This is a genomic window from Streptomyces sp. NPDC005402 (genome assembly GCF_040606575.1).
In the GTDB taxonomy this organism is placed as follows: Bacteria; Actinomycetota; Actinomycetes; order Streptomycetales; family Streptomycetaceae; genus Streptomyces.
In genome coordinates this window covers 71,972-89,207 of record NZ_JBEXFB010000031.1, presented here as the reverse complement: position 1 = coordinate 89,207, position 17,236 = coordinate 71,972, and the positions used below count along the sequence as shown (strand labels likewise).

Genomic DNA, 17,236 nt, shown 5'->3' with positions numbered 1-17,236 from the left:
CGGGAAGAACTCGTACCACGACCCGAACAGCGCCCGCTCCCGCTCCACCAGCAGCGGCAACGTCTCCGACGCGGTGATCAACTCCCGCAGCGGATACCGCGCCAGCACCGCGTCCACCTCCGGCGTCAGCGCGGCGGCGAGTCGGGCGGCGGCAGGCCGGGTCTCGTCGCGGAGGGCGCGGATGGCCGCGAGGATCACGCCGTTGCGCCCGTCGTCGGGGACGCCGGCCGCGGCCCGTTCGTAGAGCCGGGCGCCCTCCTCCAGGACCAGTTCGGTGTCCATGCCGGCCGGGATCTTGATCTGGGCGTGGTGCCTCCAGGTGGTGACGGGGTCGCCCCACGCCTCGACGGTGAAGGTCCACAGACCGGGTGGGCCGGCGGTGACGGTGGCGCCCCAGCGATCGGTGCCGGGGGTCAGTTCCCGCATGGGTGTCCAGGGTCCGGCGCGGCCTTCCGGATCCCTCAGTACGACATTGGCGGCGACCGCGTCATGACCCTCACGGAACACGGTGGCCGAGATCTCGAACGTCTCGCCGGTGACCGCCTTGGCGGGCCGGCGTCCGCGCTGGACGACCGGGCGGACGTCGAGGACGGGTATGCGCCCGATGGCCGGAGCCGGTCCCGCTTGCGTGGAGGGTCGCTCCTGGGGCGGTGGTCCGGGGTCGGCGGGGCGCGTGGTGGGTGCGTCGGTGCTGGACGTCAGGGGTGCTGACGAGTGGTGCGTGGCGGGCATGACCGCTCCTGTCCGCGTCAACTTCGGGTGGGCGGATGGATGTGGGGAGGGGGTCCTGCGGGGCGTCTCAGTGAACCTACCTGAGCCGTGTACCGGAGGAGCCTTCCCACTCTCTTCGGGTGGGCAATCCGGCACTTTGCTAACTACTCACGCGTATGTCTTTACACAAAACCGGCCCTCTTCCGGCCGAACGGGGCCGCCTCGCGGACACTTCCGCTAGGAACCGGGTACCTGGAGGAGCCTGTCCGGTGAACCGGGCCCACGACCGGACACCTTCCCGGAGACCGCCGATTTCACCAGGGCTTTGCCGACCTGCGCCGGAGTGGCCCTCGGATGGTCGGCGAGGTAGAGCGCGGCCGCGCCCGCCGCGTGCGGGGCCGCCATCGACGTACCCGAGGAGGTCGCCCTGGCGGTGTCGCCGGTGATGCCCGCGGAGGTGATCGAGACTCCTGGTGCAAACAGGTCGAGGGCCGGGCCGTAGTTGGAGAAGCCCGCCCGCCTGTCCCTGGTGTCGGTCGCGCCGACCGTGATCGCCTGGGGCACGTCGGCGGGTGAGTAGAGCCCGGCCGACAGCCCGTCGTTGCCCGCGGCGACCACATAGGTCACCCCGGACGCGATGGAGGCGCGTACGGCGGCGTCCAGCTGGGCGCTGTGATAGCCGCCCAGGCTGAGGTTGGCGACCGCCGGCTTGCGCGCATGCTTCGTCACCCAGTCGATACCGGCGATGACCTGGGCGGTCGTCCCCGATCCGGTGTTGTCGAGGACGCGTACGGCGACCACCGCGGCCTGTTTGGCGACGCCGTATCCGGTGCCGGCGACGGTGGCTGCCACATGGGTGCCGTGGCCGTTGCCGTCGCCCGCCGAACGGTCGCCCCCGACGAAGTCCCACCCGTAGGACGCTCGGCCCCGGAAGTCCTTGTGGGAGATCCGGATGCCGGTGTCGATCACGTACACCGTCGTCCCCGCGCCCGCCGACCGCGGCCACGTGTAGGACCTGTCCAGCGACGGCTTCGGCTGGTCGACGCGGTCCAGGCCCCAGGACGGCGGGTTCTCCTGAGTGCCCTCCAGGGTCACCCGGGTGTCCTGGACGACCGAGGCGACCCGTGGGTCCGCCGCGAGCCGCCCGGCCTGTCTCTCGTCGGCCCGGATCGCGTAGCCGTTGAGTGCCGTGCCGTAGGTATGGCTGATTTTCGCCCCGTACTTCTCGGCGAGGCCCTTTCCGGCCGTCGACGGCGCCTTCGTTCCCCCCTTGAGTGTCACCAGGTAACTCCCGCTGACGGAACCGGGCTCTCCGGCGCCGAGTATCCGCCCCTCCGGTGCGGCGTGCGCGGGTGGGGCGATGGCCGAAAGTACGGCGGCACAGCTCGCCGCGGTCAGGCCCCCCACCCAGCGCAGACGCCGATCTCGCGTCCGTGCCATGACGTGCGTTCCCCTCCTCAGCTCGGCGTACGGCGGCCGCGGTCCACCGGATGCACCCGGTGCCGGCCGGTACGCCATGGGGAAGCCTCTCGTGCGGTGTGAAGTACCACAAGGACGCCTACGGGGGTGTAATCGGCCATATCGGCTATGGGGGATGTGGGGAGGTTGCGGCGATTTCCGGACTGTTCGATCCGGAACGGCTTGAGGGCGACACGGCCTTCCGCCGTGAACTGCGCCGTGGTGACGAGACCCTCCGCCCGGATACCGTCGGGGTTGACGACAGGACGCACACCGCCGTGTGTCCCACTCCGCACGCTCGCCGAGGTGGAATGTGAAGGCGATCCGTCGATTCACCGTCCGACCCGTACTCCCCGATGCCCTGCGGCCCCTGAGCGATCTGGCGCGCAATCTGCGCTGGTCCTGGCACGCGGAGACCCGTGATCTCTTCCAGTCCGTCGATCCGGAGCGCTGGGCCGCGTCGGGCGGTGATCCCGTACGGCTGCTCGGCAGCGTGCGGCCCGCCCGGCTCGCCGAGCTCGCCGAGGACCGCCGCTTCCTGCGCCGGCTCACCGCGGTCGCCGACGACCTCCACGACTACGTCACCGGTGAGCGCTGGTACCAGGCCCACACCGGTGAACTTCCGGCCGCCGTCGCCTACTTCTCGCCCGAGTTCGGCGTCACGGCCGCCCTGCCGCAGTACTCCGGCGGTCTGGGGATCCTGGCCGGCGACCATCTGAAAGCCGCCAGTGACCTGGGCGTACCGCTGATCGGTGTCGGTCTGCTGTACCGCCACGGCTACTTCCGCCAGTCCCTGTCCCGGGACGGCTGGCAGCAGGAGCACTACCCGGTCCTCGACCCCAACGAACTGCCGGTGGCGCTGCTGAGGGAGGCCGACGGCACCCCGGCACAGGTGTCGCTGGCCCTCCCCGGCGGCAGGCAGCTGCACGCCCGGATCTGGCTCGCCCAGGTCGGCCGGGTGCCCCTGCTGATGCTGGACTCCGACGTCGAGGAGAACGACCTCGGCGAACGCGGGGTGACCGACCGGCTCTACGGCGGCGGCAGCGAACACCGGCTGCTCCAGGAGATGCTGCTGGGGATAGGGGGTGTCCGGGCCGTACGGACGTACTGCCGGCTGACCGGTCACGCCGACCCGGAGGTCTTCCACACCAACGAGGGGCACGCCGGGTTCCTCGGCCTGGAGCGGATCGCCGAACTGTGCGACCAGGGGCTCGACTTCGACGCGGGCCTGGAGGCGGTCCGCGCGGGGACCGTGTTCACCACCCACACCCCCGTCCCGGCCGGCATCGACCGCTTCGACCGCGAACTGGTCGCCCGCCACTTCGGCCCCGACGCCGAGCTCCCGCGCATGGACGTCGGCCGCATCCTCGCCCTCGGCATGGAGACCTACCCGGGCGGCGAACCCAACCTCTTCAACATGGCCGTGATGGGCCTGCGCCTGGCCCAACGCGCCAACGGAGTCTCCCTGTTGCACGGACAGGTCAGCCGGGAGATGTTCTCCGGACTCTGGCCGGGATTCGACCCCGAGGAGGTGCCGATCACCTCCGTGACCAACGGGGTGCACGCCCCGACCTGGGTCGCGCCCGAGGTGTTCCGGCTCGGTGCCCGGGAGATCGGCGCCCAGCGCACCGAGGACGCGATGACCGTCGGCGGCTCGGACCGCTGGGACGCCGTGGGGGACATCCCCGACCAGGACATCTGGGAACTGCGCCGCTCGCTGCGGGAGCAGTTGGTGATGGAGGTCCGCGAGCGGCTGCGCGCGTCCTGGCGTCAACGCGGCGCCGGTACGGCGGAGTTGGGCTGGGTCGACGGCGTGCTCGATCCCGACGTCCTGACCATCGGGTTCGCGCGCCGCGTCCCGTCGTACAAGCGCCTCACCCTCATGCTGCGGGACCGCGACCGGCTGATGGACCTGCTGCTGCACCCCGAGCGGCCGATCCAGATCGTGGTGGCGGGCAAGGCGCATCCGGCGGACGACGGTGGGAAGCGGCTGGTCCAGGAGCTGGTGCGGTTCGCGGACGACCCGCGGGTCCGCCACCGGATCGTCTTCCTGCCCGACTACGGCATGGCGATGGCGCAGAAGCTCTACCCGGGCTGCGACATCTGGCTCAACAATCCGCTGCGGCCGCTGGAGGCCTGCGGGACGAGCGGGATGAAGGCCGCCTTGAACGGCTGCCTGAACCTCTCCGTCCTCGACGGCTGGTGGGACGAGTGGTTCCAGCCCGACTTCGGCTGGTCCATCCCGACGGCCGACGGCGTGGGGACCGACCCCGACCGCCGCGACGACATAGAGGCCGACGCCCTCTACGACCTCCTCGAACAGCGGGTGACCCCCCGCTTCTACGAGCGCGGCCAGGGCGGCCTGCCCGACCGCTGGATCGAGATGGTCCGCCAGACCCTCACCCTGCTGGGCCCGAAGGTCCTGGCGGGCCGCATGGTCCGCGAGTACGTGGAACGCCTCTACGCCCCCGCGGCCCACGCCCACCGCACGATGGCCCCGGACGCGGCGCGCGAACTGGCGGAGTGGAAGGCCAGGGTGCGCACGGAGTGGCCCGGCGTGACGGTCGACCACGTGGAGACCACGGCCGCGACGACCACGGCCGAACTCGGCACCACACTCGGACTCAGGGTCCGCGTCGGTCTCGGCGCCCTCGGCCCCGACGACGTGGAGGTCCAGGCGGTCTCCGGACGCGTGGACGAGGAGGACCGCATCGCGGACGCGTCAACGGTCCCGCTGAAGTCGGTGGGCGGCCCGGACCCGGAGGGCCGCTGGGTCTACGAAGGCCCCCTGTCCCTGGACCGCACGGGCCCCTTCGGCTACACGGTCCGCATCCTGCCCGCCCATCGCCTGCTGGCATCGGGCGCGGAGCTGGGGCTGGTGACGGTGCCTTCGGAGGAGGTGGTGGAGGGGGCGGGCGTGCTGATGCGGTGAGCGGAGGGCGCGCGGGCCGGGCGGCTTCCGCTCAGCCCGCGTCCTCTCCGCCGCACAGCTTCCGTAGGACCGTCCCGCACTTCCGGGCGTACGCGTGCTGCAGGCCCCGGGTCGCCGGGCCGCCCGCCCTGGAGTACCACTTGGCGCCCCGGCTGAACGCCGACACCGTCAGCCATACCGTGCCGTCGCCCGTGCGGTCGACGACGAAGGACTCCTCGCCGCATTCGGGGTGGCCGGTCAGGGTGCCGTAGGCCCAGCCCGCGCGGCGGTGTTCCTCGACCGTCCAGACCACCCGGCACGGGGCCTTGATGACGCCGGCCAGGGTGACCGTCACGTCCACGTCGGGGGCCGCGCGGTCCGCGGTGGCGTCTATGCCGACGCCGAGTGCGCGGTGCATCTCCCAGGTCAGGACCGCCTCGGAGGCCTTCCGGAAGACGTCGTGGCCCTCGCCGATGCGCGTGCGGACGTGCAGGGGATGGAAGCCGGGCGGGCAGAATCCGCTCCGCCGGGTAGCGCCGACGTCGTCGTACGTGAAGGACATGGGACACAAGAGTAGGGCGGCACCCGGACCTGCCTTCGGTCCGGGTGCCGCCCGTCAGATCCTCGGGACCACTAGCTGACGTTGACCGCCGACCAGGCCGCCGCCACCGCCTTGTACTCGGCGCTGGTGGAGCCGTACAGGGCGGACGCCGCGGAGAGCGTGCCCGTGCGCGCCGACTTGTAGTTGGTCGTGGACGTGAAGTACGTCGTCAGCGCCTTGTACCAGATCTGCAGCGCCTTGGCGCGGCCGATGCCGGTGACCGTGGAGCCGTTGGACGTGGGCGAGTTGTAGGACACGCCGTTGATCGTCTTCGCGCCGCTGCCCTCCGAGAGGAGGTAGAAGAAGTGGTTCGCGACGCCGGACGAGTAGTGGACGTCCTTGTTGCCGACGGTGGAGGACCAGGAGTCCGCCGAGCCGCCGTCCTTGCTGGGCTTGTCCATGTAGCGCAGCGGGGTGCCGTCGCCGTTGATGTCGATCTCCTCGCCGATGAGGTAGTCACCGACGTCGTTGGAGTTGGCCGCGTAGAACTCCACACCCGTGCCGAAGATGTCCGAGGTCGCCTCGTTGAGGCCACCGGACTCGCCGGAGTAGTTCAGGCCCGCCGTGTTCGAGGTGACGCCGTGGCTCATCTCGTGCCCGGCCACGTCCAGCGAGGTCAGCGGGTTGACGTTGCCCTCGCCGTCGCCGTACGTCATGCAGAAGCAGCTGTCGTCCCAGAACGCGTTCACGTACGCGTTGCCGTAGTGGACGCGCGAGTAGGCGCCGACGCCGTTGTTCTTGATGCCGCTGCGGCCGAAGGTGGACTTGTAGAAGTCCCACGTCTCCTGCGCGCCGTAGGTGGCGTCCACGGCCGCGGTCTGGTCGGCGGTGGAGCTGGAGGCCGCGCCGGTGCCCCAGACGTTGTCCGCGTCCGTGAACAGGGTGCCCGCGGAGGAGCTGGTGCCGTGGGACTTGTTGTACGTCTTGTGGTTGCCGCGCGTGGCGTCGGTGAGGTTGTACGTCGAGCCGGACTGCGTGGTGCTCAGGCTGACCGTGCCCGAGTACAGGCTCTTGCCGGTGCCGGTGGCGTTCTCGATGCCCTGGTACTCGTAGAGCTTCTTGCCGGTGGCGGCGTCGGTGATGACGTGCAGCTGGTTCGGGGTGCCGTCGTCCTGGAAGCCGCCGACGATCGTCTCGTAGGCGAGGACGGGGGTGCCCGAGCCGGCCCAGACGACCTTGCGGGCGCCGTCGGCGGCGGTCTTCTCCGAGCCCGCGGCCTTCGCGGCGGTGAGCGCCTGGGCCTCGGCCTTGGCGACGGTGAGCTTCGGGGTCAGGGAGGAGACCTTGATGGTCTTGTTCGTCGCCTTCACGACGCCCTCGGTCGCACCGGACTTGGACTCGTGGACGACGAGGTCGCCGCCGAGGACGGGCAGACCGTCGTAGGTGCGCTCGTAGCGGGTGTGGACCGTGCCGTCGGCGTCCTTCACGACGTCCTTGACGACCAGCTTCTCCTTGGCGCCGAGGCCTATCTCCTGGGCCGTGGTCCCGGCGTCGGCCTGCTGCTCCTTGATGAGGGAGGTGCGCGAGGCCGCGGACAGCTGGACCGGGGCGCCCGCGAGGGTGGCCTTGCCGGTGCCTTCGGCCGGGGTCACGGCGGCGGCACTTCCGGTGGTCAGACCGGTGGTGAGCAGGGCCCCGGCCGCGACGGCGGTGGCGATGGCCAGGGTGGTGCGCTTGTGACGCGCGTAGAGGGGGGTCACACAAGCTCCTTCGTGGGGGAGCCCGGACGGCGTGGGGTTGCCTTCCGGGGTGGTTGTGAAGTTGTGCGGCGGTTGTGAGGAAGCGTGGCATCAAGGCGCGTACATGTCATGACCCCCAAGTGATGTTGGCTGAAAGTCGACGGCTGGATGAACATTGCAGGCATGTAAACCGCGTTGACCTGGGCAAAGCCCCAACAAGCCATCAGTCATGGGAAGGTAAAAAGAGGGCGCCGCCCCGGGGATTCGAACCACCGGGACGGCGCCCTGACTTGAGGGTCGCGGACCTACGGGAAGGTCAGCTTCCAGCCGTTGATGTAGCCGGTGTCCTGGGCCGCGTTGTCCTGGACCCGCAACTGCCAAGTCCCGTTGGCGACCTCGGAGGACGCGTTCACCGTGTACGTGGTGTTGATGTTGTCGGTGCTGCCGCCGGTGCCGTACGCCTTCAGCGTGTACGCCGTGCCGTCGGGGGCGATCAGCTGCACCCGGAGGTCACCGATGTAGGTGTGCACGATGTTGACCGCGACGGCGAGGTTCGACGGCGCGTTGCCCGTACGCCCTGACACGGTGATCGGCGAATTGACCGCCGCCCCGTTGTCCGGAATTGATACGTCGGTGGTCGACTCGAACGAGGTGCCGCCACCGCCACCGCCACCGGGACGCGAGCCGACCGCCACGCCGGCCCAGGCGTTCGCCACGGCCGTGTACTCCGCGCTCGTGGTGCCGTACAGCTCACCGGCCGCCGCGAGGGTGCCGGTGCGGGCCGCCGCGTAGTTGGTCGTGGACGTGAACTTCGTGGTCAGCGCGCGGAACCAGATCTTCTCCGCCTTGTCCCGGCCGATGCCGGTGACCGGAAGGCCGTCCGACGTCGAGGAGTTGTAGGTGACACCGTTGATGGTCTTGGTGCCACTGCCCTCCGACAGGAGGTAGAAGAAGTGGTTCGCCGGGCCGGACGAGTAGTGGACGTCCACCGACCCGATCCCCGAGTACCAACTGTCCTTGGACGCGCCGTCCTTGCTCGGCTTGTCCATGTAACGCAGCGGCGTGCCGTCGCCGTTGATGTTGATCTCCTCGCCGATGAGGTAGTCACCGACGTCGGAGGAGTTGTTGGCGTAGAACTCGACGGCTGTGCCGAAGATGTCGGAGGTCGCCTCGTTCAGACCGCCGGACTCGCCCGAGTAGTTGAGTCCCGCGGTGTTCGACGTGACGCCGTGGGTCATCTCGTGACCGGCCACGTCGATCGACGTCAACGGGTGGGTGTTGCCCGACCCGTCGCCGTACGTCATGCAGAAGCAGCTGTCGTCCCAGAACGCGTTGACGTACGCGTTGCCGTAGTGCACCCGGGAGTACGCCCCGACGCCGTCACCGCGGATACCCGACCGCCCCTGCACGTTCTTGTAGTAGTCCCAGGTGAGCGCGGCGCCGTAGTGCGCGTCGGCGCCCGCCGTCTCCGTGTTGGAGGCGCTGCCGTTGCCCCACACGTCGTCGGGGCCCGAGAAGAGGGTGCCGGTGCCGGAGGTGCCACGGTTGAGGTTGTACGTCTTGTGGCCGCCGCGCGCCCCGTCGGTCAGGTTGTACGTCGACCCGGACTGGGTGGTGCCGAGGGTGACCGTGCCGCTGTACATGGTGTTGCCGGTGCCGGTCTCGATGCCCTGGTGCTCGTAGAGCTTCGCGCCGGTCGCCGCGTCCGTGATGACGTGCAGTTCGTTCGGTGTGCCGTCCTCCTGGAGGCCGCCGACGACCGTCTCGTACGCCAGGGTCGGGGTGCCGTTGCCGGCCCAGATCACCTTGCGCGGGGCCCGGTTGGTGTCGGCCTTGTCGGCGCCCGCTGCCTGCGCGGCCTTCAGTGCCTGCGCCGAAGCCTTCGCCGCGGTCACCTTCGGGGTCACCGAGGCGACCTTGATGGTCTTGTTCGTCGCCTTCACGACGCCCTCGGTCGCACCTGACTTGGTCGTCTCCACGACGAGGTCGCCGCCGAGGACGGGCAGGCCGTCGTAGGTGCGCTCGTAGCGGGTGTGGAGCGTGCCGTTGCCGTCCTTGACCACGTCGCGGACGACCAGCTTCTCCTTGGCGCCGAGGCCGAGGTCCTTGGCGGTGTCCGCCTTGGTGGCGTTCGCCTCGCGGATCAGTTCGGCACGCTGGGCGGGGGTGAGCTTGAGGGACTCGGCGCCCGGGATCACCTGGCCCGCTGCCGACGGTGCCTTCTCCGGGGCGGCGGTGGCGGCGCCCGACTGGACGGCCGCGGCGATCAGGGCGGAGACACCGACGAGGGCCACGGCGGCGGCCTTGCGGTGCAGGGTGTGGGGGGTGCGTCTGTGGGAGGAACTGTCTCTCAACACTGACTCCTTCTGCGCGGCCGCGGATCACGCGGCCAGGGGAGACCGGACGATGGGTCGACCGTCCGGGCGGTACGCGGAACGAGGTGCAGGTGGCCGCGGATCAGAACACAGCGAGAGATCTGTGAGGTTGCTGTGAAGCGGCCGTGGGAAGAGTGGCACCGGAAAGCCCGTACTGTCAGGACCGCGTCAGAAACTTGGCCGGAAATCGTTCGTTGTCCGGGAGTTCATGTTCGTTATACGGACTTTTCGCTGTGGTCGGACACCGGGGGCCGGCCTCCGTGCCACGACCCCCACAGCGCCGCGTACGCCCCGTCCGCCGCCACCAGCTCCTCATGCGTGCCGAGTTCGGTCAGCAGGCCGTTCTCCATCACCGCCACCCGGTCCGCGTCGTGCGCGGTGTGCAGCCGGTGTGCGATCGCGATGACCGTGCGCCCTTCGAGTACGGCGCCCAGGGCGCGCTCGGTGTGCCGCGCGGTCGAGGGGTCTAGGAGCGCGGTCGCCTCGTCGAGGATCAGTGTGTGCGGGTCCGCCAACACCACTCGCGCCAGGGCGAGTTGCTGCGTCTGCGAACCATCGATGCGGCACCCCTCCTCGCCGAGCCCGGTGTCGAGCCCCTCCGGCAGCTCCCGCACCCACCCGTCGGCTCCTACGGCGGTCAGGGCGGCCCACAACTCCTCGTCACCGGCGCAGGGTTCGGCGATGAGCAGGTTGTCGCGGACCGTGCCCAGGAAGACGTGGTGCTCCTGGGTGACCAGGACGACCTGGCGGCGCAGCTGGTCGGGGTCCAGGCCGACGACCGGGACACCGCCGACGGTCACCGATCCGGAGGTCGGCGCGTCGACCCCGGCGAGCAGGCGGCTCAGGGTGGTCTTCCCGGCGCCGGACGGACCGACCACCGCGAGCCGTTCGCCGGGGCGCACGGTCAGGTCGACGCCGTGCAGCACCTCGCCGCCGCGGCCGTAGGAGTAGCGCACGTCGGTGACGTCGATGCGGTCGTCGGTGGGGGCGGGGGAGCCCTTGGCGTCGGCCCGCGGAGCCGCGGCCAGGCCCTCGACACGGGCGAACGAGGCGCTGCTGGACTGGAGTTGCTCGACCCGTACGAGGATCTGGTCGAGCGGATTGACCAGTTGCTGCAGATACAGGGCGGCCGCCACGACCGAACCGAGGCTCATCATGCCCCGCGCGTGCAGCATTCCGCCGACCAGGAGCACGCCGGCCACCGGCAGGATGTACGCCACCTCCACCACAGGGAAGAAGACACTGCGCAGGTAGAGGGTGTACAGACGGGTGCGGCGGGCCGTGTCGAGGGCGTCCCGGCTCGCCCGGACGCGCCGCTCCTCGAGCCGCAGCGCCTCGACCGTGCGGGCGCCGGACGCGGTGGCCGCGAGCATCTCGGCGACGTCGGAGGTGGCCTCGCCCTCGGCCAGATAGCCGTCCCGCGCCCGGCGCAGATACCAGCGCAGGACGAACCAGATGGGCAGCAGACCGAACACGCCGACCGCGCCCAGCAGCGGGTCCAGGACGAACACCGCGGCGAGCAGGAACAGGAACTGCACGGAGTTGATGAGCAGTTCGGGGCCCGCGTCGCGGAGCGTGGTGCCCACGGCGGCGACGTCCGCGGTGCCGCGGGCGGTGAGATCGCCGGTCCCGGCGCGTTCCACGACGGAGGCGGGCAGGGCGAGGGTGCGGTCCACGAACTCCTCGCGGACGCGGGCCAGGGTGCGTTCGCCGAAGCGGTGGCCGACATAGCGGGCCCAGCGGGCGAGGAGAAGCTGGGCGCTCGCGCACACCACCAGGACGACTGAGAGCCGGTCCACCGCGGCCACCCCCTCGCCGGCGCGTACCTCGTCGATGATCCGGCCGAGCAGCCACGGGCCGGCCAGACCGGTGAGGGCGGCGAGCGCGTTCAGGACGAGGACGGCGGTGAAGGCGCGGGCGTCCTCGCGTATCAGCCGGACGGACGCGCGCCGCACGGCGGCCTGGTCGGCGACCGGGAGGTGGCCCCTGCTCATTTCATGACCTCCGCGTCCCGGGCGACCAGGGCGCGGTATCCCGGTTCCTCGGTGAGGAGTTGCTGGTGGGTTCCGGTTGCCGCGAGTTTGCCGTCGACCAGGTAGTGGACGGTGTCGGCGTGGTCGAGGACGAGGGGGGAGGTGGTGGTGACGGCGGTGGTGCGGCCTTGCCTGGCCTCGCGCAGGCGTTTGGCCACGAGGGCTTCCGTGTGCGCGTCCAGGGCGGAGGTGGGCTCCACGGCCAGGAGGATTTCCGGGTCGGCCAGGAGGGCCCTTACGAGGCGGACGCGTTGGCGTTGGCCGCCGGAGAGGTTGCGGGCCTGGGCGTCGATCGGGGAGTCGAGGCCGTCCGGGAGGCCTTGCACGATGTCGTCCGCCACTGCTGCGTGTATGGCGGCCGCGGGCCCGTGGGGGCTCGTCGCACGGTTCCCCGCGCCACTGGAGGGCGCTATCACCTCGCGTAGGTTCCCTGCGAACAGGTCGGCCTCGTGGTCCGCCAGAAGGATGCGCTGCCGGATCTGGGGGAGCCGGATTTCGTCCATCGGTACTCCGCCCCAGGTCGCCCGGGACGGGGTGTAGCGGGCCAGGCGGTCCAGGACCGTTGCCGTGTCCGCCGGGTGCGCTGAGGTCAGCGCGGTCAGGCGGCCCGGCAGGATGCCGACGCCCGACTCCGGGTCGTGCAGGAGCGACGGTTCCGCCGGGGCGTCCCTCGTGCCCCGGTCCTCCAACGGCTCCAGGCGCAGGAACCGTACGACCCTGCGCGCCGCCACCACACCCCGGCTCAGCTGGTATCCGCACTCCACCCAGAACGCCACCGGGCCCACCAGGACCGCGACATAGCCGTACACCGCCACCAGCTCGCCCACGGTGATGTCCCCCTGGGCGGCCAGGCGGGCCGCGAGCCAGGTGACGACGGCGAGGAACAGGGTGGGCAGGCCCACGCCGAGGGCCTGGACCCAGCTGGTGACCGCGCCCACCCGGTAGCCCTGGGCCTGCAGGTGCCGGCTGTCGCGGTGGAAGGCGTCGGCGACCAGGCCCTTGCCGCCCAGGCCGTTGAGGACGCGCAGGCCGCCCGCGAGGTCGGCGATACGGGCGGTGAGGACGCCCTGGCGGTCGCGGTACTCCGTCTCGGCGCCCTGGAGGCGGGACAGGAAGGGGCCCACGAGGAGAACGATCGCCGGAATGCCGAGGAGGACCACGGCCGCGAGGACCGGGGAGACCGACACCAGCACGGCGGCGACCGTCAGATAGGCGACGCACGCGCCCACGCCCGGGCCGACGACCGTCAGGGCGCCGGCGATCGTCTGCACGTCGCCCACGCCGATCGTGACGACCTCACCGGCCCCGGTCCTGCGCGAGAGCGCGGCGCCGAGACGGACCGCCTGTCCCACGACCACCTTGACCGTGCGGAAGTTGGCGTCCATCCGCACCCGGGTCATCGTGCGGTGCCGCATGATGCTCAGCCAGGCGTTGAACGAACCGACCGCGAACAGCGCGAAGCTCCACCCGGCGAGCGCCGCCCAGTCGCCCGGCTCCAGGCCCTCGTCGATCGCCTTCGCCATCAGGTACGGCGTCGCCGCCAGCAGCACCATCCAGGAGCTGCCCAGCAGCGCCCCGGCCACGGACCGGCCGGGCTGGCAGCGCACCAGCCACCACAGATACCGCCAGCCACCGCGGACGTCCGGCGTGCCGGGATCCTCGTACGCGTCGATCACACATCCCCCTGGTCACACACGTGGTGGCTCACGCGAGACTGTCCCGCCATGCCCGGTGCAGATCCGCGAACCGGCCCGTGCCCGCGACGAGTTCGGCCGGTGTGCCGTCCTCGACGATCCTGCCCTGTTCCATGACCAGTACCCGGTCGGCGATCTCCACGGTCGACAACCGGTGTGCGATCACCACGGCCGTACGGCCCTTCAGGACCGTCGCCATCGCGCGCTGCACGGCCCGCTCGCCGGGGACGTCGAGCGAACTGGTCGCCTCGTCCAGGATCAGGACCGCCGGGTCGGCGAGCAACGCCCGGGCGAACGCCACGAGTTGGCGCTGACCCGCCGAGATGCGGCCGCCCCGCTTGCGTACGTCCGTGTCGTACCCGTCGGGCAGCGCGCTGATGAAGTCGTGCGCCCCGATCGCCTTCGCGGCCTGCTCGATCTCCTCCCGGCTGGCGTCCGGGCGGCCGATCGTGATGTTCTCGGCGACCGTGCCCGAGAACAGGAACGCCTCCTGCGTCACCATGACCACCCCGCGCCGCAGCTCGGGGTTCGCGAGCTCGCGCAGGTCGACGCCGTCGAGCAGGACCCGGCCGTCGGAGGGGTCGTAGAAGCGGGCCAGCAGCTTGGCCAGGGTCGACTTTCCGGCGCCGGTCGAGCCGACCACAGCGACGGTCTGCCCGGCGGGCAGGGTGAGGTCGAAACGAGGGAGCACCTCGCCGCCCGTGCGGTAGCCGAACGAGACACCCTCGAAGACGACCTCACGGCCCGGACGGTCCGAGGACTCGAGCGCCGGGAGCTGCCGGGGAACCGACGGCTCGGGCACGGTCGGGGTCTGGGCGAGCAGGCCCGCGATCTTCTCCAGGGAGGCCGCCGCCGACTGGTAGGAGTTCAGGAACATCCCGAGCCGGTCGATCGGGTCGTACAGCCGCCGCAGATACAGCACCGCGGCGGCCAGCACACCCAGCTCCAGCGAATCCTGCGCCACCCGGTAGGCGCCCCACAGCACGATCCCCGCCACGGCCGTGTTGGCGACCAGCCGGGAAGTGACGACATAGCGGGCCATCTCCAGGAGCGCGTCCCCGTTGACCCGCTCGTGCCGCTTGTTCAGCACGGCGAAGTCGGCGTCGTTGGCGGCCTCGCGGCGGAACGCGCGTACCGGCCGGATGCCGTTCATCGTCTCCACGAACTTCACGATCACGGCGGCGATCGCGGTCGACCGCTTCCGGTACACCCGGCCCGCGCGCCGCCGGTAGCCCCGCACCAGCAGGTACAGCGGCACGAAGGAGGCCACCGCGACCGCGCCGAGCCCGAGGTCCAGCCAGAGCAGCAGAGCGGAGATGTAGAGGAAGGACAGGATGACGGTGACGAGTTCCTGCAGGCCCTCGCTGAGCAGTTCGCGCAGCGACTCCACGTCCGTCGTCGAGCGGGAGATCAGCCGGCCCGAGGTGTAGCGCTCGTGGAAGTCGATGCTCAGCGCCTGAGCGTGGCGGAAGATCCGGCCGCGCAGGTCGAGCAGCACGTCCTGGTTGACGCGCGCGGAGGCCAGGATGAACGCGTACTGGAGGCCGCCGGAGGCCAGCGCGCACAGCAGATAGCCGGCGCCGACCGCGACCAGCGGGCCGTTGTCGTGGTCCCGGAACGCGGGCACCGCCCGGTCGATGGCGTACGCCACCAGCAGCGGGCCCGCCTGCACGGCCGCCTGCTGGAGCAGCAGCAGGAGCGTGGTCACGGTGACCCGCGCCCTCATCGGGGCCAGCAGGGAGCGCAACAGGAGGCCGGTGGCGCCCGGGGGAGCGGGCAGCCGATCGTGGTCGAAGGCGTCGTCGGTGTCCTTCGACCCGGGCGGGATGGGTTCCTCGTCCGCGGTGGGCGCGGACGTCGTGGGGGCCGTCATCGGGCGTCCTCCCCTTCTCCGGAATCCCCGGACCCGGACATCAGATGGGCGTACTCGGCGTTCGTGCGCAGGAGTTCGTGATGGGTGCCCACGGCCGTGATGCGACCGCCCGACAGCAGGGCGACCCGGTCGGCGAGCTGCACGGTGGACGGGCGGTGGGCGACGATCAGGGCGGTGGTGTCCGCGAGGACGTCCCGCAGCGCGGCTTCGACGGCGGCCTCGGTGTGGACGTCCAGGGCGGACAGCGGGTCGTCCAGGACGAGGAACCTCGGCTTGGCCGCGACGGCCCGGGCGAGGGCCAGACGCTGGCGCTGGCCGCCGGAGAGACTCAGGCCCTGTTCACCGACCTGGGTCGCGGTGCCCTGGGGGAGGGCGTGCACGAAGTCCGCCTGGGCGACGGAGAGGGCGCGGTCCAGTTCTCGTGCGTCGGTGCCCATGAGGACGTTGTCCGCCACGCTGGAGGAGAAGAGGGTGGGGTCCTCGAAGGCCACGGCGACTTTTGAGCGCAGCTCTTGTCTCGGCATGGCGGTGATGTCCTCGCCGTCCAGGGTGATGCGGCCGGAGGTGATCTCGTGGAGGCGGGGGACGAGGGCGGTGAGGGTTGTCTTGCCGCTGCCGGTCGCGCCGACGAGGGCCATGGACTCGCCCGGCCGGATGTGGAGGTCGATGAGGTCCAGGATGGGCGGGGAGTCCTCGGGGGCGTCGGGGTAGCGGAACCGGACGTTGTGGAACCGGAGGCCGTCCGCGGGCCGGTGGGGGCTGGTCGTGCCCCTGGCGTGGGTCTCCTGTTCCGGTACTTCGTCCATCGCCTCGAAATAGCGCTCCGTCGCCGTCGCCGCCTCCTGGCTCATCGCCAGCAGGAAGCCGATGGAGTCCACCGGCCACCTCAGCGCCAGTGCTGTGGAGAGAAACGCCACCAGCGTGCCCGCCGACAACTCCCCGTCCGCCACCTGCACACAGCCCAGGACCAGCGCGGCCCCGATCGCCACCTCGGGAAGCGTCACGATGACACCCCAGATCGTGGCCAGGAGCCCTGCCTTGCGCATTTCCGTGCCGCGCAGAGTGCTTGAGAGCTCGCGGAAGGCCCGCGCCTGTGACCGGTGTCGACCGAACCCCTTGATGATGCGGACGCCGAGCACGCTCTCCTCGACGACCGTCGTGAGGTCGCCGACCTGGTCCTGGGCGAGGCGGGCCACGCCGGCGTACCGCTTCTCGAAGATCACGCAGGTGACGACGACGGGGATCGCGGGGCCGAGGATCACCAGGCCCAGCGTCCAGTCCTGGAGCAGCATGATGATCACGCCGACGAGGATCGTCACGCCGTTGACCAGCAGGAAGGTCAACGGGAAGGCGAGGAACATGCGCAGCAGCATGAGGTCCGTGGTCGCCCGGGACAGCAGCTGGCCGGACGCCCAGCGGTCGTGGAAGGCCACCGGGAGGCGTTGGAGACGGCGGTAGAGACCCGCCCGCATCTCCGCCTCGACATGCGACAGCGGGCGAGCCACCAGCCACCGCCGCAGCCCGAACAGCAGCGCCTCCGCGAACCCGAGCAGCAGCAGGTACAGCGCCCCGAGCCATACGCCCGTCGTGTCTCCGTCGGCGACCGGGCCGTCCACCATCCACTTCAGGACGAGTGGGATCACCAACCCCGTACAGGAGGCGAGAACGGCGACGAACGCGGCGGTGAACAGCCGCGCGCGGACCGGCCGGACATACGGCCACAGGCGCAGCAGGGTCCGTACGGCCGACCGGTCCTTGGTGGTTACAGGTGTCGTGGGCATCAGCTGCGAGCCTACGGACCGGCACTGACAACGCCCACCGAGTTTTGGCCGGACCTGAATCGGCCGTCGGCCCTACGACCTGCATGTTCGAGGGGTCGTACAAGAAGAACCGACGGGGTC

The 17,236-nt window shown here is 70.9% G+C and carries 10 protein-coding genes; 1 reads left to right on the top strand and 9 read right to left on the bottom strand.

What is annotated here, in order from left to right; translation table 11 throughout:
• Both ABZT02_RS40005 and ABZT02_RS40000 read right to left on the bottom strand, forming a co-directional pair.
• Positions 1-732: maltotransferase domain-containing protein (locus ABZT02_RS40005; RefSeq protein ID WP_356026949.1), on the bottom strand; the 732-nt coding region annotated here is incomplete at its 3' end.
• Positions 733-948: 216 nt separating this feature from the next.
• Positions 949-2,151, bottom strand: coding sequence for a S8 family peptidase (locus tag ABZT02_RS40000; protein ID WP_356026946.1), 1,203 nt, complete (start codon positions 2,149-2,151; stop codon positions 949-951).
• A gap of 331 nt (positions 2,152-2,482) precedes the next feature.
• Here ABZT02_RS40000 and ABZT02_RS39995 point away from each other — a divergent pair, with 331 nt between their 5' ends.
• Positions 2,483-5,101 (top strand): glycosyltransferase family 1 protein, encoded by a 2,619-nt coding sequence (locus ABZT02_RS39995; RefSeq protein ID WP_356026944.1) that lies wholly within the window; start codon positions 2,483-2,485, stop codon positions 5,099-5,101.
• 31 nt (positions 5,102-5,132) lie between these two features.
• On the opposite strand, the gene ABZT02_RS39990 is transcribed toward ABZT02_RS39995, so the two are convergent.
• The 7 genes from ABZT02_RS39990 to ABZT02_RS39960 form a co-directional block, all read right to left on the bottom strand.
• Positions 5,133-5,642: a DUF1990 domain-containing protein gene (locus ABZT02_RS39990; protein ID WP_356026941.1), complete on the bottom strand. Its 510-nt coding sequence runs from the start codon at positions 5,640-5,642 to the stop codon at positions 5,133-5,135.
• A gap of 71 nt (positions 5,643-5,713) precedes the next feature.
• On the bottom strand, positions 5,714-7,381 hold the full coding sequence (locus ABZT02_RS39985) for a M4 family metallopeptidase (RefSeq protein WP_356026939.1): 1,668 nt from the start codon (positions 7,379-7,381) through the stop codon (positions 5,714-5,716).
• A gap of 284 nt (positions 7,382-7,665) precedes the next feature.
• Complete coding sequence (locus tag ABZT02_RS39980; RefSeq protein ID WP_356026937.1) at positions 7,666-9,714, bottom strand: M4 family metallopeptidase; 2,049 nt, start codon at positions 9,712-9,714, stop codon at positions 7,666-7,668.
• Between the two features lie 236 nt (positions 9,715-9,950).
• Positions 9,951-11,729 (bottom strand): ABC transporter ATP-binding protein, encoded by a 1,779-nt coding sequence (locus ABZT02_RS39975; RefSeq protein ID WP_356026935.1) that lies wholly within the window; start codon positions 11,727-11,729, stop codon positions 9,951-9,953.
• Positions 11,726-13,444 carry an ABC transporter ATP-binding protein gene (locus tag ABZT02_RS39970; protein WP_356026932.1) on the bottom strand — a complete coding sequence of 573 codons (1,719 nt, stop codon included), beginning with the start codon at positions 13,442-13,444 and terminating at the stop codon, positions 11,726-11,728. Before ABZT02_RS39970 ends, ABZT02_RS39975 begins: the two co-directional genes overlap by 4 nt.
• Before the next feature lie 28 nt (positions 13,445-13,472).
• Positions 13,473-15,335 carry an ABC transporter ATP-binding protein gene (locus ABZT02_RS39965; protein ID WP_356026930.1) on the bottom strand — a complete coding sequence of 621 codons (1,863 nt, stop codon included), beginning with the start codon at positions 15,333-15,335 and terminating at the stop codon, positions 13,473-13,475.
• Entirely contained in the window at positions 15,332-17,116 is a 1,785-nt protein-coding gene (locus tag ABZT02_RS39960; protein WP_356026927.1) for an ABC transporter ATP-binding protein, read from the bottom strand. Before ABZT02_RS39960 ends, ABZT02_RS39965 begins: the two co-directional genes overlap by 4 nt.
• Positions 17,117-17,236 lie beyond the last annotated feature (120 nt).